Genomic DNA, 18681 nt, shown 5'->3' with positions numbered 1-18681 from the left:
TCGGACATGAAATCCGCCGACCACACCGAATTCGGCGTGCGGGGCACGTACAGCGGCACGCGCTCGCGCTTGGGCAGGCGGCGCCTGGCGGCGCGACGGCGGTTCAATCCCATGGCCTTGTAAACCCGATAGATGCGCTTGTGGTTCCATTCTGGTCGGCGCCGTCGCAGCAGCTTCCGGCACTTCCAGAAACCTCGGGCCGGCCGGTCTTTGACCAGTTCGGCCAGTGCCGAGATGATCTCGGCGTCGCGGACCGTCCAGTCCAGCGGCGGCCGGTACCACGCCGCCCGGGATAGCCCGACCATGTCACAGGACCGGCGCAACGGCCGGTGGTGCTCCTCCAGGAGGAAACGCACCGCGTCGCGCTTTTGCGCCGGCCCTACAGTTTTTTTGCGATCAAGTCCTTCATTGCGGCGATATCCAGGGCTTGCTCGGCATACATCCGCTTGAGCTTGGAGTTCTCGGCCTCGAGCTCCTTCACGCGCCGCAACTCGGATGCCTCCATGCCGCCGTACTTCGACTTCCACTGGTAGTAGGTCGCCGAGCTGATCCCAGCCTGGCGGCACAGGTCCTTGATCGGCACCCCGGCGTCGCCCTGCTTGAGCACGGCAATGATCTGGGTCTCGGTGAACTTCGACTTCTTCATGCAAACCTCCTGGCGGGGAAAAGATGCCAGAAAGTTCTAGTTATTGGGTGTCTACCGACCGGGGAAGCTTACGCCTGGGGCGAGCTCGACTCCTGTCATTGCGCAGCGCGGATTGGACATGATCGCCACCACCAAATGCCGGTAAGGCTTCTTAGGGTGGCTCAGGTTGGGAGGGATCGTCCAGGCGACTGTCGCCGCGGAGTGGGTCGCCCCGGGCTTCGTAGACGCCTCTTGGTCTGAATGTCCCGACCGCCTTTCGAACCCTGCCGGAGAGGGGCCTCCATTGGCCGGCCTGGCCATCCTGTGCTGCCCACCAGGCTAAACCCTAATAATTCGGGGGGTTTAGGCCCGCAATTCTGAGGTTCTAACCGGTAGGCTTTTCGTGTCAATGCGCGACTAGCGACAGCCGGTCGCGAAGTGACGTCCACCACCAGTGGCAAGCGAACATGGAGAAGCTATTGGGCCGTTCGCCGAACGGCGCAATACAGGTGTCGATCGTGAATGCGGCCTAGGTGACGAAGAAAGGACTAACGGGCAAGGGAGAAATGCCAATGTACGAAGATATGGAACTCAGCCGGAAACTGCTATCCACGGGGCTCTTTCGGGTCGCCTATGGTGTAGACCTCGCATATGGGGATGGCGATACCGTCCGCGAGATGTTCGTCCAATGTGCCGTCGCACTGGAGCGACATGGTTGGAATGTGGAGGAGATTTTGCGTCATCGCGATCCGATATCGTGCGGCGTGGCGGAGTTCACGATGGATCACGTGGACGAGGGTGCCGATGACTGGTGTGAGTATCCCGATCTGTATCTCTTGTTATTCGGCTTGCACCATCTACTGCGTCTGCAGTTCAGGGAAGAGCATGGTGTGGCAAGAGCAAAGTTCTTGGAAGACCTTGCCGGGTTGGGGATGCCTCGTGTTCTAAAGGCTCCCAGTCCACGACCTGTCTAGGTCGCGCGTTTCCCAGCTCCAGATCGCGGTCGTCGCGTCGTGTCTGTGACCTGCACTCAACCTTGGTGCCAGCGTCTACTTCGCAGAGTACTAGTGTCGAGATTCTTCCGTACGGCCTCGCCAGCTGAGAGCTTGGCTTCGGAGTGCGTCTGGACGTCTCCAATGCTAGGCCCTGATCTATTCGAAATCCCGCTGTTTTTCGAGGTATCGCCGGACAACGTACAGATCCGTCACGTTCCCGCCCATCATTCGATCAAGGGCGCTGGCGCCCCCAAAGGTCGGATCTGCGTTCGGCCGCTTGATCCATCCGTTCGCTTGCTCCGGAGTTGAAAACAGAGAATGCAATGCCCCGTAGATCCCAACAACATAGCTGATGCGTTCGAGCAGATCCTTGGACAAGCGCCCGTTGCGTCGGCGATACCATCGATAGAAAGTCGACTTGGGTGGCCGGCCAAGGATGACGTACATCTGCCTGATTGTGAGTCCCCATTTTGCGCAGATGTTGAAGTAGACATCCAGCGCCGGCCGGGAGAGTTTATGTCTGCGATTCGCCGGGGCAGTGCCATCAGTGCGCGTCGGTGCCCTAGAACTGTGGGCGTTCACAGGCGGGCATCCTTTTCCATGGTGTTCTCCTGTTCTGGTGGGCGGGCTACCCCACGAATCCCGAGCTAATTGAGTCGAGGTAGCCCAAGGCGTCAGCGACGCGTCCATCGCGCACGACCTCAAAGAGCGTCTGATATTGGAACGCCGGAATCGGGGTGTTCCGCAGGTGGAAGCCCGCGGTGATTGGGTCCTTCCCAAGGTCGATCAGCGCGGAATGGACCTGCAGGAAGGCAAGCAGTCGAAGCTGGACCACCGGGTCATTGGGCTCCCGTCGCAGCAGCCAGAGCGGGGCGCGCAAGGTGCGTTCCAGCTCGCCGATGCCGAGGCCGAAGAATTCGCGGAACCGCAGGGGCGAGAGGTGCGCCTGCCCGGGCCGGCGGAACGCTTCCAAGGCACCGGGGGCGATGGCCGATAGCGAGCGCGGGCCCTTGGCGCTATCCACCTTGGTGTGCCCCATGCGCGTAGCCCCGAAGCCAGTCCGGGTCGTGCTCCGGGCCCAGCGGGCTTCCACCGAAAGCGCCTTGCGTAATCGTGGCGAGATGTTCGATCTCACGCAGGCTCGGATAGTGGCGCAGCAGCCGATGGGCCTCCTGGCGAACCGCCTCGGGCAGGGAGCGGTTGCCGCGCAGCTCCTTCAGGAAAGCGCCCGCCTGCACGAGGGTGCGGCGCCGTTCGTCGGGGGTGGTCATTAGGGTTCTCCTTGGCGGCTATGGCGGCCCCACCCTGCGATGGGGCCGTCGCACGGGCTGCGACGGGTTCACAGGTCGAGGGTCGCGAGCAGGCGCCGGGCTGTACGGACGTTCGGGAACAGCATCGGCCGGGCGTTGAGCCAGGGGTCGCGCTGGATGATCCAGGGGCTCGTCATCGGGTCGCGGCCCACCAGGCGCCAGCCGCCGAGGACGCGCAGGGCCACGGCCCAGCGCATGCGGCGCCGGTCATCGCGCATCCGGACGAGCCGGATGCCCCTGACCAGGCCGAACGTGCTGGCGATACGGGCGTAGGAGAAACGGACGATCTTCATGGTGGTGGTCCTCATTGGGGTGGACCTCCAACCTAGAAGGGGATGTCGCAATCAAAAGTTGCGCGCGATTCCGCCTTCGGCTTGCGGGTCATCTCGCAGCTGAACTGGTCGAAGGCTCGGACCACCTTGTTGATGGCCAGCGGGTACGGACCCTTTCGCTGCGTCTGGCGCCCGCTGAGCAGCTCCCGCATCTGGATACCGAGATTCCGGTCCTGCTGGGTCAGGATGCGCAGGGGCTCTTCGAGCTTGAGGAGGCCGAGGGCCTCATGCTCGCGGGAGTCGACCGGTTCGAAGGCGATCGGGTCGTAGCACCAGATCTTCCCGTAGTCGTGGAGCAGGGCGAACACGATGCCGAGCTCGCGGTCCTGGTGCCAGTCCCTCTCCTTGAGCCACTCCGGATCCACGGAGGCCACCATCGTGGCGATCTCCAGCGAGTGCTGGGCCAGGCCGCCGGGATAGCCATGGTGGTTGCCGCGCGAAGCCGGGCTATTCCAATACCCATGCAGCACGTCCGGCTGCAGGAGGGCCCGGGTGATGAACTCCCGCAGGGCTGCGTGCTGCAGGCCGTCGATCAGCCGTGTGGTTTGGCGCACCAACCCCGGGATCGGGCACAGCTGCTCGGGCAGCAGGTTGGAGAGGGGCAGGTCGGCGTCCTGATGCAGGTCGACCAGCAGCAGGTCCTCCGAGGGGCGGCCGATCTCCAGCGTGGTCGCCACACCCCACAGCAACGGACCGTAGAGCGTGGTGTCGAGGGGCAGCCACGTCCAGGCTTCGCGCCAGTCGCAGCTGCTGTAGAGCCGGCAGCGAACGCCGTGGTTGGGATCGGGGTCGGAGATCACTTCGACCACGGCAGGGAACTTCAGGGCGGCCGGGGCAACGCGCTTCGAGTTGAACATGGGTGTTCCTCCTTGAACGTCAGGACGCCTTCTTGGCGAGGGTGAGCAACGTGGCCAGCTGCTCGGGGGACAGGGACTGCAGGGCAGCGAGGGCCGCGGCGTTGTCGGTGGGCGGGGCCGACTTGGAGGCGGTGGCCTCCACGGCCCGCTTGCCGAGGTGCCCGTTCACCAGGCCGGCGAAGGCCAGCCCATCGTTGCGGGTGAGGTTGGGCACGAAGCGCGAGTACACGCGGAACAACATCTCGGTGGTCGAGTGCCCGAGCACGTTGGCCACCCATTCCGGGTTCTCGCCGGCGGCCAGCATCAGCGTCGCAGCGGTGTGGCGCATCTGGTAGGGCGGCCGCTGTTTGAGCCCGAGGTTGCGCAGCAACGGGTACCAGATGCGGTTGGTGAAGTTCACCGCGTCCATCGGGTTGCCGTACTGGCTGTGGAAGACCCACGGGCAGCCGTCGACCGCCCGGGTGCGCTGGGTCTCGAAAGCGGCCCGCACCTGGGGAACCATCGGGATCGTCCGTCGGGAGCCGTCGGTCTTGGTGCCGCCGTCGCCGTTCCGGGAGTGGGTGCGCTCGACCCGGAAGACGCCGGCAGCGAAGTCGATGTCCTCCCACTGCAAGCCATCGGCCTCGCCGGTGCGTAGGCCGGTGAGCAGGCGCACCGTCAGGTAGGGTCTGTAGTCCTCCCGGACCCGGGCGATTAGAAGCTCGACCTCCTCTAAGGAGAAGGGCATCACCTCGGTACGGCCCTGCTTGAGCCGCTTGAGGGTCCGCGCCGGGGATTGCAGGCCATGGCGGTCGCAGCCCTCGTTGAGGATGGTCTTCACCAGGCCCATCACCTTGTTAATGCGCCGGGCCGACACCGTCTCGCCGCTGCGGCCGCGCCGCTTGGCGATCTGGGCCTGGAAGCCCAGCAGGTGCCCGCGGTCGATCGTGGCCAGCGGCTTGTCGCCGAGGCCGGGAAGGATGATTGCGTCGAGGGTCTTGCGGACCTCGGTACGGTACTGGGCGCGCCAGCGGGGGCCGGACTCGATGACCCAGAGCTCGGCGAACTCGGCAAAGGTGGGGGTGGGGTGGTCGCCTTTGGCCGGGCTGCCAGGCGCTGCCGTCCCCGGATCGCCACCCTCCTTGGCGCGCGGGCTGTCCGGAAAGAACTCCGCGTAGGTGAAGTTGCCCTTGAGGATCGCCTTCTCGATCCGCTTGGCCAGGGACTCCAGCACCTTCCGGTTGCCCGGGGTGTCCGGCAGCGCGGTCTGTTCCCGGCAGCGGGCACCCCTGTACTGGAAATCCAGGAACAGGGTGCCCGTCTCGCGACGGACCCGGATCTTAGCCACGGGCCACCCCGCCGTTGGCCATCGGGATCAAGGGACCCCGGCCCATCGAGAAGCTGGTGATGTCCTTTTCGATCGCCTCCCAGATGAAGAGCAGCTTCCGGCCCCCGAAGGGGCGGATGTAATGCACGCCCTCCAGCAGCACGCTGTCCTTGAGGCGGTCCCGGATGGTCCGGACGTCGTAGTGGATCCGGGTAGCCAGCTGCTCGGTAGTCAGGTACGTTTGCATCGCGCGTCTCCGTTGATTGGGCTCGACAGGCGTCGCGTATCGGCGACGCTTGTCGAGCATCATAGACGACAAGTGTCGCGTGTCAACGACCTTTGTCGCTCAACGGCGACATCATTTAGGATTCATTCAGAAATGATTCGCTTCCGGCTAGCCGAGTTGATTGCCGACAAGGCATTCATGGAACGCCGCTCGATCTCCATGACCGAGGTGGCGGAGGGAAGCGGGGTTCACCGGGCGACGCTGTCGAAGATGGCCAATCAGCCGGGAACCAACGTTGGGACTGAGATAGTCGACAAGCTCTGCCGCTACTTTCGGTGCCAGCCGGGAGACCTGCTCAGTTATGTAGACGATTAATCCACCCAAGAACTGGATCCTTAATTCGAATCAACGGCTCACCAAGAGCGAGCCAAGAAAGTTTCTCAACAGACCACACCTGTCTGGCAAGGGGCGTTAAAGCGCTGACCTGTAAAGGCATCATGATGCGTCGTCAGCTTGGAACTCCGGCGTTGAAGATTGAAAGCATCGAAAGAGGGCAGCGCTTACTTGGGGTAGACCCTTCCGGCCCTGTCGAGGTGGTTGCCACTGCTCCTGCTGGGCCAGATGCCATATCGCTTGTCTATCGGTCTTCAGCGGGAATCATCGGTGAGCGGCTGCTGTTCCGGGATGACGAACCATCTTTAGCCGAGGCCACCGCCACCCGCCCCTGGTCCTTTGCCGCTGACGGCGAGGCCTTCCAACTGGCCGCCGAGGCCCTGCGCATCCGCTTCGCCCACCTGTTCGACCCGATGATGGCCGTGCACACGTCGGACGTGGAGCCGCTGCCGCACCAGATCTCGGCCGTGTACGAGGCCATGCTGCCGCGTCAGCCGCTGCGCTTCGTCCTGGCCGACGATCCTGGCGCCGGCAAGACCATCATGGCCGGCCTGCTGATCCGTGAGCTGATCATGCGCTCCGACGCGCAACGGATCCTGGTGGTGTCACCGGGCTCGCTGTCCGGGCAGTGGCAGGACGAGTTGCGCGACAAATTCGGCCTGGAGTTCACGCTGTTCAGCCGTGAGCAGCAGGAACTGTCCGCCAACGGCAACGCCTTCACACAGACCGACCGCATGATCGCGCGGCTGGACCAGTTGGCGCGCAACGACGACCTGAAGGAGAAGCTGCGTGCGTCGCACTGGGACCTGATCATCATCGACGAGGCGCACAAGTGCGCAGCCAGCTTCTCCGGTGGCGAGGTCAAGAAGACCCAGCGCTACGAACTGGCCGAACTGCTCGGCTCGATCTCGCGCCACTTCCTGCTGATGACGGCCACCCCGCACAACGGCAAGGAAGAGGACTTCCAGCTGTTCATGGCGCTACTGGATGGCGACCGCTTCTACGGCAAGTTCCGCGAGGGCGCCACGCGCGTGGACGTGTCGGACCTGATGCGCCGCCTGGTGAAGGAGGAGTTGCTCAAGTTCGACGGCACCAAGCTGTTCCCGCCGCGCCTGGCCTATACCGCCAACTACGACCTGTCGCCGGCCGAGGAGGCGCTTTATGCGCACGTCTCGGACTACGTGCGCAACGAGTGGAACCGGGCTGAGCAGCTGGATGGAAAGCAGCGCACCAGTATCGGCTTTGCGCTGACCCAGTTGCAGCGCCGCCTGGCCTCCAGTCCCGCGGCCATCTACCAGTCGCTCATGCGGCGTCGCAAACGTCTGGAAGAGCGGCTGGAGGAGGCGAAGCTGATCGCCCGTGGCAACCGGGCCGGCGAAGAGCGCCCCATCTACGGCAAGGTGGTGGCCATTGATGTGCCGGACGATCTGGACGAGGCCGAGGACGAGCTGTCGCCGGAGGACTTCGAGAACGTTGCCGACCAGGCGGTGGAGCAGGCCAGCACCGCCGACACCATCGTCGAGATGGAGGCCGAGCTGTTCACCCTGCGCTCGCTGGAAGCCGAAGCGCGGGCGCTTTACGACAGCGGAAATGACCAGAAGTGGCGCCAGCTGTCGCAGATCCTGCAGGACAGTGAGCTGATGTTCGACGCAAACGGCAACCGTCGCAAGATCATCATCTTCACCGAACATCGCGACACCCTGGCCTACCTAGCCAGCAAGATCACCGGTCTGCTCGGCAGGCCGGAGGCCGTGATCCAGATCCACGGTGGCACCAACCGTGACGAGCGCCGCCGCGTCCAGGAGGAGTTCCGCCAGAACAAGGACGTCCAGGTCCTGCTGGCCACCGACGCTGCAGGCGAGGGCGTCAACCTCCAGAACGCCAACCTGATGGTCAACTATGACCTGCCCTGGAACCCGAACCGGCTGGAACAGCGGTTCGGTCGAATCCACCGCATCGGTCAGCGCGAAATCTGCCACCTGTGGAACCTGGTGGCCGACAAGACCCGCGAGGGCGCCGTGTTCCAGCGCCTGTTCGAGAAGATCGAGATCGAACGCCAGGCCCTGGGTGGCCGCGTGTTCGATGTGCTGGGCGAGGCGTTCAACGGCAAGCCGCTGAAAGACCTGCTGTGGGACGCCATCCGCTACGGCGAGCGCGAGGACGTCCAGCGCGACCTGTTCAAGGTCATCGACAACAGTCTGGACTCCGCCAAGCTGATGGAAATCTTCCGGCGCAACGCGCTGGTGGACAACCACATGGGCCTCGACGCGCTGCACGCCATCAAAGAGGAGATGGACAAGGCCGAGGCGCGCAAGTTGCAACCGCACTTCATCCGCGCCTTCTTCCTGAAGGCCTTCGAGCAGCTGGGCGGCGATGCCCGCCTGCGTGAGAAGGGCCGCTACGAACTGCCGCATGTGCCGGCGGCCATCCGCGAACGCGATCGCCGGATCGGCCAGACCCGCCAGCCGGTGCTGCCGAAGTACGCGCGGGTGTGTTTCGAGAAGGGCGACATCCGGCAAATCCACAAGCCGATGGCCGACCTGATCCATCCGGCGCATCCGCTGATGGGTGCCGTCATCGACATGACCCTGGAGGCGCGCCTGCCCGCCTTGAAGCAGGGCAGCGTGCTGGTCGATCCCACCGACCTAGGCAGCGAACCGCACCTGCTGCTGATGGTTGATCACGAGGTTCGCGAGGGAACGGGTGCCGCCGAGCGCACGGTCTCGCGCGAGGTCCAGTTCCTGCGGATCACGCCGAATGGCGAGGCCACGTTTGCCGGCTGGGCACCGCACCTGGACCTGCGTCCGGCGAACGAGGCGGAGACCGAACAGGCCAAACCCCTGCTCGACGCAGCCTGGCTGGATCAGGGCCTCGAACAGCGTGCGCTGGAATGGGCCGGCGGGCAGCTGGTGCCCAAGCACCTGTCAGCCGTGCGCGACCGCCGTCTGCGTCACATCGACAAGGTCAGCCAGGCCGTGCATGAGCGGCTGACCCGCGAGATCAACTTCCTCTCCCATCGCGCCATCGCGCTGCAGGAGGAAGTGCGGGCCGGCAAGCAGCCGCGGGTCCAGCCGGAGAACCTGATCCGCCGTGCGGAAGAACTGACCGCACGCCGTGCCGCTCGCCTCCAGGAGCTGGAAGCACAACGCCACATCGTGCCGGCATCGCCCAGGATCGTAGGTGGTGCGTTGGTCGTGCCGGCTGGCTGGTTCCAGGCCGGTCAGACTACGGCCACGCCAGCAACGCACAGCGTCGATCCGCTGGCGCGCTCGCGCATCGAACAGCTGGCGATGGAAGCCGTGGCCGCGGCCGAGCGCGCGATGGGGTTCAGCCCCCGCGACGTATCGGCGGAGAAGTGCGGCTGGGACATCACTTCGGCGGTGCCGCCCGATGGCGCCACCCTGCCGGACGATCGCCTGATCGAAGTAAAGGGCCGCGCCAAGGGCGCCACCACCATCACCCTGACCAAGAACGAAATTATCGCGGCGTTGAACAAGCCCGACCAGTTCTGGCTGGCCATCGTCCTGGTCAACGAAGACGACAGCACCGAAGGCCCGTACTACCTGCAGGGCCCCGTGTCGCAGGCGCCGGACTGGGCCGAGGTCAGCAAGAACCTGGAGCTGGCCGAACTGCTGGCCCGCGCCACCCGTTTTGGAGGTGGCGCGTGAGGCTTCCGACGGCACAAAGAGAGACGCCCGCGCGAGGCGGGCGTCGGGCCGGAGATGCTATCTCCGGCGGGGTTAGGGGGCCATTCTGTCAAGCGGGCTTGACCGCTGTCAAGCGGTGTACGGGCGCCGGTCAGGAGGCTGAATGGCTCGCGTGATCGCCTATGTGGACGGCTTCAACCTCTATTTCGGGCTGAAGAATGCCGGTTTCAAGCGCCTCTACTGGCTGGACGTAGCGGCGCTGGCGGGCAACTTGCTGAAGCCGGGTCAAACCCTGGCAGCCACCCGCTATTTCACGGCCCGGATCCGCGACAACGGCCGCAACACGGCGGACCGCAAGCGCCAGGGCGATTACCTGGAGGCGCTGGGGCTGAGCGGTACATCCATCCAGTTGGGGCACTACCTGGAAAAGCAGCGCAGCTGCCGCAAGTGCCACGCTGCATGGACGGACTACGAAGAGAAGATGACGGATGTGAACATCGCCATCCAGCTGCTGACCGATGCCTTCGACGACAGCTTCGATGTGGCTCTGGTCATGTCGGGCGATAGCGACCTGACCACGCCCATCCGCCGTGTGCGTGAGCGTTTCCCCAACAAGCGGGTCATCGTGGCATTCCCGCCCAAGCGTCATTCCGCCGAGTTGAAGAAGGTGGCCAATGGCCATCTGGTTATCGGCGAGGACAAGCTACGCGCCAGCCAGCTGCCCGACCAGATCACCAAGCCGGACGGTTTCGTTCTGGCACGCCCGACGACATGGAAGTGACTGCCATGCGCGCGATCAAGTTTGGGCAAGGAGTCGGAGCGTGAGCGAACGATTTGACGATGTCGTGCGTAATGCGTTCGACTTCCTGGGGCGCTCCATCGACGAGTTGGAGCAGCATCCGAAGTATTCGGTGATCCATTTCTACAGCGCGATCGAGCTATTCGTGAAGGCGCGGCTGTTGAAGGAGCACTGGACGCTGATCGTCGCCAAGCCAGATCAAGCGGACAAAGCGAAGTTCCAGCGGGGAGACTTCCAGTCGGTTGGCCTGAAGGAGGCGAACGAGCGCCTGACGAAAGTCGCGTCGGATGGGCTCCTGGACGAGGAGTTGAAGTGCTTCGATGGTCTGCGTCAGGAGCGCAACCAGATGGTGCACTTTGCCCACGCTGCCCAAGGCGACGATGCTGTGGCTGCTAAGGAAATGGATCGGATCGTATCCGACCACGCCAAGGGATGGCTCTACCTGCGTCGCCTGTTGGCGGGGCGATGGAAGGAGCACTTCGCTGCCCACGCCGACACTATCAACGCGTTGGACCACCGGATGCGTGAGCAGACGAAGTCCTTGGAACGGAAGTTCCTGCTGCTCACGGATGACATAGCGACGGCGATGGCGGCGGGAAGCCACTTCATGGCATGCCCATCTTGCGGGTTCGAGTCGTTTGAGGTTGAGCAGCCCGTCTGGATCGGCGTGGGAAAGTGTCTGACCTGTGGCTTCTCATCGTCGGTTATGACGCTGGAATGCATGAACAAGGCCTGCGCCCAGCCCATTCTTCTGGCGGGCGGATATGAGTGGTGCGCGGAGTGTGCGCACGAATACACGCCAGAGCAGGTGGAGGCGGTCCTGGAGGAGCACGACCTGTTGCGTGCTACGGATTACAAGGATCCGGAAGACCTGGCGCACGCAAGTTGCGGAAACTGCGGAAGCTACGAAACCGTGGTGCCGCTCGAGAACGATGAGTGGTTCTGTACGGACTGCTTTGACGTTGAAGCCTATATCGGCCAGTGCGATTGGTGTACCGGGTACTCCACGCATGTGCCAGAAGAATCCTATGCGCTCGGTTGCAGCCAGTGCGAAGGCCGAGTTGGACACGAGAAGGACGATTGACCTGTGGTAGCCATCAAGTCCCCCAAGAAACTTATCGAAGTCGCTCTCCCGCTCGACGACATCAACGCGGCCGCGGCGCGCGAGAAGTCGATCCGGCACGGGCACCCCAGCACGCTGCATCTGTGGTGGGCGCGGCGGCCGCTGGCGGCGGCGCGGGCGGTGCTGTTTGCGCAGATGGTCAACGACCCGGGCTACGAGACCGGCAAGGGCTTCACTCGTGGCGTGAACAAGAAGGAGGCGACGCGCGAGCGCGAGCGTCTGTTCGACATCATTCGCGACCTGGTGAAGTGGGAGAACTCCAACAACGAGGACGTGCTGGAACGCGCGCGGGCGGAGATCCGCAAGAGCTGGGCGGAGACCTGCGAACTCAACAGGAAACACCCGCAGGCGGCCGAGCTGTTCAACCCCGCGAAGCTGCCTGCTTTCCATGATCCGTTCGCCGGCGGTGGCGCCATTCCGCTGGAGGCGCAGCGGCTGGGCCTGGAAAGCCATGCCAGCGATCTGAACCCGGTGGCGGTGCTGATCAACAAGGCGATGATCGAAATCCCGCCGAAGTTCGCCGGCCGCAAGCCGGTGGGGCCGGTGCCGGCTGGCGAGAAGCAGACAAAGATGGCCGAGGACTGGTCAGGTGCACGCGGCCTCGCCGAAGATGTGCGCCGCTATGGCCACTGGATGCGCGAGGAAGCGCAGAAGCGCATCGGTCATCTGTATCCGCAGGTGGAGATCACCGCGGAGATGGCATCGGTGCGGCCGGACCTGAAGCAGTACGTCGGCCAGAAGCTGACTGTCATCGCCTGGCTGTGGGCACGCACGGTGCGCAGCCCCAACCCGGCGTATTCCAGCGTGCAGGTGCCCCTGGCCTCCACTTTCCTGCTGTCCACCAAGACGGGCAAGGAGGCCTGGGTGGAGCCAGTGGTGGAAGGCAATAGCTACCGCTTCGAGGTCAAGGTCGCCGATGGCAAGCGCAAGCCGCCGCCCAGTGCGAAGGCGGGTACCACGGCTGGCAAGCGTGCGGCTTTCATCTGTCTTATGTCGGATGTCGCAGTGTCCTACGACCACATTCGTAGCGAAGGAAAGGCAGGTCGAATGGGCCAGCGGCTGATGGCCGTCGTGGCCGAAGGGCAGCGCGGTCGCGTCTATCTGTCGCCGGATGATGCGATGCAGGCGCTGGCGGAAAGCGCCAAGCCGGCGTGGAAGCCGGATACCCCATTGCCGGACAACACGCGCGACTTCAAGACGCCGAACTACGGCATGGACACGTTCGGCGACCTGTTCACCCCGCGCCAGCTTGTCGCGCTGAACACCTTCTCCGATCTGGTGGGCGAGGCCCGCGAGAAAATCCGCGCCGACGCGCTGCAGGCCGGCATGGCCGACGATGGTCGCGGACTGGATGCCGGTGGCGATGGCGCGACGGCGTATGCGGAGGCTGTGGGCATCTTCTTGTCCTTGGCATTGAGTCGATTGACGGACATCTGCAATGCGCTTTGCCGTTGGGAGAACACAAAGACGCAAGTCCGCAACCTGTTCGGGCGACAGGCCATTCCAATGTTGTGGGACTTTGCTGAGAACAATGTTTTCGCAGAGTCTGCTGGAGACTACATCATTAGTCTCGGCAATCTCGCTAAGGCCCTAGATCAAATGCCGGCCCGCGGATCTGGCCTTGTGAGTCAGAAGGATGCTCAAGGACAGGCTATATCCAGCGACAAGGTGATTTCCACCGACCCCCCGTACTACGACAATATCGGATACGCAGACCTGTCGGACTTCTTCTACGTCTGGTTGCGTCGCACATTGCGCGGGACCTTCCCGTCGCTGTTCGCCACTGTCGCCGTACCGAAGGCGGAGGAACTGGTGGCCACGCCGTACCGACATGGCGGCAAGGAAGGCGCGGAGCGCTTCTTCCTCGACGGCATGACCGCAGCGATGCACAACATCGCTGACAAGGCGCATGGCGCGTTTCCGGTCACGATCTATTACGCCTTCAAGCAATCCGATACCGGCAGCGACGGCACCGCATCGACAGGCTGGGAGACCTTCATCGCCGCCGTGCTGCGCGCAGGTTTCGCCATCCACGGCACCTGGCCGATGCGCACCGAGCTGGGCAACCGCATGATCGGCAGCGGCACCAATGCGCTAGCCTCCAGCATCATCCTGGTATGCCGCCGTCGCCCGGACGACGCGCCACAGATCCCGCGTCGCGAGTTCCAGCGCGAATTGAAGGAAGTGCTGGCCGAGGCGCTGGAAGCCATGCTCGGCGGTGCCGATGGCGCCTCGCCTATCGCGCCGGTGGATCTGGCGCAGGCCGCCATCGGTCCCGGCATGGGCGTGTTCTCGCAGTACGCCGCCGTGCTGGAAAGCAACGGCGAGCCGATGAGCGTCAAGACCGCGCTGATGCTGATCAACCGCCAGGTAGACGAAGTGCTGGGCGGCGAGACCTTCGACGCCGACACCAACTTCTGCCTGGGCTGGTTCGACGAAGTCGGCTTCGGTACCGGTGCGTTCGGCAACGCCGACGTGCTGGCCCGCGCCAAGGCCACCAGCGTGGATGCGGTCAAGCACGCAGGCGTGCTGGCCTCCGATGGCGGCAAGGTGCGCCTGTTGAAGCCGGACGAATACCCAGAGGGCTGGGATCCGCAGACCGACAACCGCACCCCGGTCTGGGAAGCCCTGCATCAGCTGATCCGCGCCTACAACGCCGGCGGTGAAAGCGCCGCCGGTGCACTGCTCGCACGCATGCCGGAGAAGTCCGGCGACATCCGCCGACTGTCCTACTGGCTCTACAACGCCTGCGCCGAACGCAAGAAGCTGCCGGAAGAAGCCCGCGCCTACAACGAGCTGGTCACCGCCTGGCACGCCATCGAAGCGGCCAGCCACGACGCGGGGCATATCAACGTACAGGGGAGTTTGGATGTCTAAGATAGCGCCAGTAACAGCAGTGGATACAAAACTGCCTCTCGGAAGCGAAGAGTTTTCTATTTCGAATGAGAAGGAACTTGCGCTCTCCGTTCTGGACGAGGCGCTGAAGCGAGGGCTCGGCTCCCTGACAAAGAAAGATTGCGAAATCCTGATTCTTCATCTGTTCCTGAAGCACACCAATGCTTGGCAGAAGCCGCTGCACGAACTAAGTCTCTTGCTGCGTATGCCGGAGAGTCGGCTCGCCAATCACATGTACGAGATGCGGCTCAAATACCCGGGCGACAACCAGGCCTACGTGCGCGATGTTTTGTCTGCACTGTTTGCTCGTGTCAAATTTCGTTCATACGACGAGAAGGGCGCAAGGTTGGTGGAGTTTTCCGTAGAAGACAAATTCGTTCGCCAAAGGATTCTGGCCGATCTTCGCGATATCGGAAAGTTCGGTGACGGCTCATTCAACAAGGAAATTCTGAAGATCGAGTTGGATGCGCTTGTTCAGGTTTTTGCTCGGTACCTGACAAAACCCGACATGATGGCGGTGGCAACCGTGCTGACGCCAGGCAAGAAGACTGTACCCGAGAGCGAGTTTGCGAAACTCTTCAAGGAGTTCCTGAAAGGGGCCGCGTCCCGGGCGGGAGAAATTTCTGTGGACGTCGCGGCAGCCGTTGCAACAGGTGGCACCTCCTCGGTGGTTAGCCTCGCAACGGCGATGGCAAAGTACAAGGGCTAGAGAGATGAATAATCTGAAACCCTGGCGTGAAGTCGCCATCCCGCACGAGGATGTCCACCGCGGTACCTTCGTGCGCGCCGAGTTCGCGGCTGACATCACCCGCGTCCATGACGGCTCTGCCACGCCGGAGTACCAGGACCCGGTGCTGTTCTTCCAGCGCACCTTCATCACCGAAGGCATGGGCGCCTTGCTCACGTCGGTGGCCAAGCGCCTGGCCGGCAAGACCGGCGATCCGGTCATCCAGTTGCAGACCGCATTCGGCGGCGGCAAGACCCATACCATGCTGGCGGTCATGCACATGGTCGGTGGCAAGGCGCCGAAGAGCGACCTGGCGGGCATTCCGCGGCTGCTCGATGCCGCGGGCGTTCTGGACCTGCCGACTGCCAAGGTGGTGGTGCTGGACGGCGTGAAGCTGTCGCCCAGCCAGCCGCGTCGTGTGGATGGCCACACCTTGCGCACGCTGTGGGGTGAGCTGGCCTGGCAGCTCGGAGGAGCCGAGGCCTATGCGGCCTTGGCGGACGCCGATGCCACCGGCACCAACCCCGGCAAGGACCTGCTGGCCGAGCTGATCCGCAAGGCTGGGCCCTGCGTGATCCTGATCGACGAGCTGGTGGCCTACATCCGCCAGTTCGAGGAGGGCAAGTCGCTGTCAGGTGGCACCTACGACGCCAATCTCACCTTCATCCAGGCGCTGACCGAGGCCTTGAAGGCCGCGCCGCAGGCCGTGTTGTTGGCGTCCTTGCCGGAGAGCGAGCGCGAGGCCGGCAGCGAGCGCGGCGTGGCCGCATTGCACGCGCTGGAACACTACTTCTCCCGCGTCCAGGCGATCTGGAAGCCGGTCAGCACCGAAGAGTCGTTCGAGATCGTGCGTCGCCGCCTGTTCACCGAGATCCGCGATCAGGACACGCGCGATACGGTCTGCCGCGCCTTCGCCGACTGGTACGTGAAGCATGCCGACGATCTTCCGGGCGAGACGCAGGAAGGCCGCTACTACGACCGTCTGCGCTCCGCGTACCCGATCCACCCGGAAGTGTTCGAGCGCCTGTACCAGGACTGGTCGGCGCTGCCGAACTTCCAGCGCACGCGCGGCGTGCTGAAGCTGATGGCGCGTGTGATCCATCGCCTTTGGCAGAGCGACAACAAGGATCTGCTGATCCTGCCCGGCAGTCTGCCGCTGTATGACGCCGAGGTCAGCGCCGAGTTGACCAGCAACCTGCCGGTGGGCTGGGACCCGGTGCTCTCGCGCGACGTCGATGGCGAGCGCAGTGAACCGGCACTGCTGGAAACGCAGGAGGCCCGGTTCGGCTCCGTGCAGGCCTGCCGGCGGATCACCCGCAGCATCTTCCTGGGCAGCGCGCCGGTGTCCGGCAACGAGATGGCGCGAGGCGTGGAGACCGAGCGGCTGATCCTGAGCTGTGTCCAGCCGGGGCAGGCCCCGCATGTGTTCAAGGACGCGCTGTCGCGGTTGAAGACCCGGTTGACCTTCCTCAACGAGGGCAATAACCGCTGGTGGCTGGATGTGAAGCCGAACTTGCGGCGCGAGATGGAGGACCGCAAGCGACGCTTCCAGGATCCGGAAGTGTTCGATGAGGTGGCTGACGTTCTGCGGAAGGTTTTGGGCGGCGGCGCCATCGCGCACCACCACATCTTCACGCCTGCCGCAGACGTGCCGGACGAATGGGACCTGCGCCTGGTGGTGCTGGCGCCCAACACCGGTTGGACTCGCGGCGCAGGCCCGAACCCGGCGCGCGATGCGGCCGCGGCCATCCTGCGCGACCGCGGCGGGCAGCCGCGCGTGAAGCAGAACCGGCTGCTGTTCCTGGCCGCTGACGCCGATCAGGTCAGCCATCTGAAGGAAACGGTGCGTGCGCTTCTGGCGTGGCGCAGCATCGAAATCGACCTCAAGGAAACCCGGATCACTCTGGACAACATCCAGGCCAAGCAGGTCACCCAGAACAGGGAGCAGACTCGCGACACGGTACTGCGCTTGGTGCGTGACACCTATAAGTGGTTGGTGGCACCCACCCAGGCTGTGAGCCGCAAAGACGGCAAGGTAGGCGACATCGAATGGGACGCGCAGGCGCTGAACCCGGCAGCTGTCGGGCTGGGTAAGGAGATCGATCGTGTGCTCGCTGAAAACGAGTGGGTGATCGCACAATGGGCGCCGGTCAACCTTCACTACCTGCTCAAGGCGTGGTTCTGGAGGGACGACGCCGTGGATGTGAAGGCGTTGGACGTGTGGCAGAAGTCGTGCAGCTACCTGTACTTGCCGCGCCTGAGAAATTCGGACGTGATGGCGCATGCCATCGCTGCCGGCGCTCCCAGTCGTGATTTCTTCGGTCTGGCCAGTGGCAGGGACGGCGAACGCTATCTCGGCTTCACCTACGGAGAGGCCACCTCGCCCTTCATGGATGTGGCGCTGCTGATCGAACCAGCCAAGGCTGCGGAATACGAGGAGGCTACGCGGCCACCTCCGCCTGTTCTGCCGCCTGATTCTGACTCTAATTCCGATCCCGACCCCAAGCCAGATCCGATTCCGCCTCCGCCATCAGGACCGACCGCGACGATGCCGACGCACTTTTGGGCATCGGCAGAGTTGGATCCGGTCGGCGCATCCTTAAAGTTCGCCAACATCATGAAGGAGCTTGTCGAGCTGTTCAGTGCCCGCCATGGCACCAGCGTGGTGATCAAGGTGGACATTGAGGCCAGGGATGGTCGTGGCTTCGATGAGACCACGGTTCGCGCGGCGAAAGAGAACAGCCGCGTGCTGGGGATTTCGTCGGTGGACTTCGATTGAGCCACCTCAGGACTGCCGCACAGGGTGCACCGGTGCTCGCCCAGCCGCTCGATCCGGCGAATCTGGTCGACGGCCATGGCCTGCCAGAGCGCCTCCAGCCAGGCGGTCCGGCTCTTGGGTGTTACCTCAACGGCGCCGATCAGGGGCACGAACTGCTCGAAGACATCGCGGATGGCCGCCTGAAGGGGGGGGCCGGAAGAGTCATCGACGCTCTCAAAGGCCGGCGACAGCTTCTGGAAGAGACGCATGGCCCCGCCGACGGCCTGGACGGGGGCCTTGCGGACGCTGGCCCGTATTTCGGCCGCAGCCTTGTCCGGGCGTTGGATGGCGAGGTCGGACTTCCAGCCGAAGGCATCGCGGCGGAAGCGCGCGGTGAAGGTCCAGGTGGGGGCTGCCCAATGGGCCCCGGGGCGTGTCTAGGCACGCCTTTACTCAGTTGGGCCGGCGCGGCTAAGCAAACCTTGGCACAGCCAGGGCACAGATTTGTCACAGGGGGAATGGCGCGCCTGGAGGGATTCGAACCCCCGACCAATGGCTTCGGAAGCCGTGGAAGTTCAATCATGGCAATGGATTGCGGATGGCCGCCGTTGGTCCCGCGTCGCGACTGCGGGGTTCCCAGCGGGAAGCCCACGGGCGCCGCGAGCTCAATTGACGTCCATCCTGCGCG

Annotated in this window: 15 protein-coding genes and 1 pseudogene; 8 read left to right on the top strand and 8 right to left on the bottom strand. The window is 64.0% G+C overall.

The annotated features are described in order from the left end of the window. Window positions 1-646 (bottom strand): annotated as a pseudogene (locus C6N40_RS13485) (transposase); the annotation flags it as partial. Window positions 647-1197: 551 nt separating this feature from the next. Between C6N40_RS13485 and C6N40_RS14185 the strand changes: the two are divergent. Beyond that, window positions 1198-1599 (top strand): hypothetical protein, encoded by a 402-nt coding sequence (locus C6N40_RS14185; RefSeq protein ID WP_162782246.1) that lies wholly within the window; start codon window positions 1198-1200, stop codon window positions 1597-1599. Window positions 1600-1776: 177 nt separating this feature from the next. Here C6N40_RS14185 and C6N40_RS14585 read toward each other — a convergent pair whose 3' ends face one another. The 7 genes from C6N40_RS14585 to C6N40_RS13450 form a co-directional block, all read right to left on the bottom strand. Beyond that, the gene (locus C6N40_RS14585; protein ID WP_106991549.1) at window positions 1777-2310 is read right to left on the bottom strand and encodes an MbcA/ParS/Xre antitoxin family protein; all 534 of its coding nucleotides are present in this window, start codon (window positions 2308-2310) and stop codon (window positions 1777-1779) included. Then, window positions 2249-2659 (bottom strand): hypothetical protein, encoded by a 411-nt coding sequence (locus tag C6N40_RS13475; protein ID WP_106991548.1) that lies wholly within the window; start codon window positions 2657-2659, stop codon window positions 2249-2251. Before C6N40_RS13475 ends, C6N40_RS14585 begins: the two co-directional genes overlap by 62 nt. Further along, window positions 2637-2891: a BPSL0761 family protein gene (locus C6N40_RS13470; protein ID WP_106991547.1), complete on the bottom strand. Its 255-nt coding sequence runs from the start codon at window positions 2889-2891 to the stop codon at window positions 2637-2639. Before C6N40_RS13470 ends, C6N40_RS13475 begins: the two co-directional genes overlap by 23 nt. Window positions 2892-2959: 68 nt before the next feature. Next, entirely contained in the window at window positions 2960-3223 is a 264-nt protein-coding gene (locus C6N40_RS13465; protein ID WP_106991546.1) for a hypothetical protein, read from the bottom strand. Between the two features lie 32 nt (window positions 3224-3255). Then, window positions 3256-4119, bottom strand: a complete 864-nt coding sequence (locus tag C6N40_RS13460) for a hypothetical protein (RefSeq protein ID WP_106991545.1) — start codon at window positions 4117-4119, stop codon at window positions 3256-3258. A 19-nt stretch (window positions 4120-4138) separates the two neighbouring features. Beyond that, complete coding sequence (locus tag C6N40_RS13455) at window positions 4139-5446, bottom strand: site-specific integrase (protein ID WP_106991544.1); 1308 nt, start codon at window positions 5444-5446, stop codon at window positions 4139-4141. Continuing rightward, window positions 5439-5672, bottom strand: coding sequence for a hypothetical protein (locus C6N40_RS13450; RefSeq protein WP_106991543.1), 234 nt, complete (start codon window positions 5670-5672; stop codon window positions 5439-5441). Before C6N40_RS13450 ends, C6N40_RS13455 begins: the two co-directional genes overlap by 8 nt. Window positions 5673-5744: 72 nt before the next feature. Here C6N40_RS13450 and C6N40_RS13445 point away from each other — a divergent pair, with 72 nt between their 5' ends. The 7 genes from C6N40_RS13445 to C6N40_RS13415 all read left to right on the top strand — a co-directional run bounded on the left by C6N40_RS13445 (window position 5745) and on the right by C6N40_RS13415 (window position 18014). Further along, entirely contained in the window at window positions 5745-6026 is a 282-nt protein-coding gene (locus tag C6N40_RS13445) for a helix-turn-helix domain-containing protein (protein WP_205208622.1), read from the top strand. A 122-nt stretch (window positions 6027-6148) separates the two neighbouring features. Further along, window positions 6149-9712, top strand: coding sequence for a helicase-related protein (locus C6N40_RS13440; protein ID WP_240183530.1), 3564 nt, complete (start codon window positions 6149-6151; stop codon window positions 9710-9712). A 142-nt stretch (window positions 9713-9854) separates the two neighbouring features. Next, window positions 9855-10472: an NYN domain-containing protein gene (locus tag C6N40_RS13435; protein WP_106991541.1), complete on the top strand. Its 618-nt coding sequence runs from the start codon at window positions 9855-9857 to the stop codon at window positions 10470-10472. Between the two features lie 40 nt (window positions 10473-10512). Then, window positions 10513-11574 (top strand): hypothetical protein, encoded by a 1062-nt coding sequence (locus tag C6N40_RS13430; RefSeq protein ID WP_162782245.1) that lies wholly within the window; start codon window positions 10513-10515, stop codon window positions 11572-11574. Between the two features lie 3 nt (window positions 11575-11577). Beyond that, complete coding sequence (locus C6N40_RS13425) at window positions 11578-14490, top strand: DUF1156 domain-containing protein (protein ID WP_106991539.1); 2913 nt, start codon at window positions 11578-11580, stop codon at window positions 14488-14490. Then, a complete protein-coding gene (locus C6N40_RS13420; RefSeq protein ID WP_162782244.1) occupies window positions 14483-15217 on the top strand; it encodes a hypothetical protein in 735 nt (244 codons plus the stop codon). The genes C6N40_RS13425 and C6N40_RS13420 overlap by 8 nt, the downstream gene beginning before the upstream one ends. A 4-nt stretch (window positions 15218-15221) precedes the next feature. Next, complete coding sequence (locus C6N40_RS13415; protein WP_106991537.1) at window positions 15222-18014, top strand: ATP-binding protein; 2793 nt, start codon at window positions 15222-15224, stop codon at window positions 18012-18014. Window positions 18015-18681: the final 667 nt, after the last annotated feature.

The organism is Arenimonas caeni, from assembly GCF_003024235.1.
GTDB lineage: Bacteria > Pseudomonadota > Gammaproteobacteria > Xanthomonadales > Xanthomonadaceae > Arenimonas > Arenimonas caeni.
This window is presented reverse-complemented; position numbering and strand designations above follow the sequence as displayed.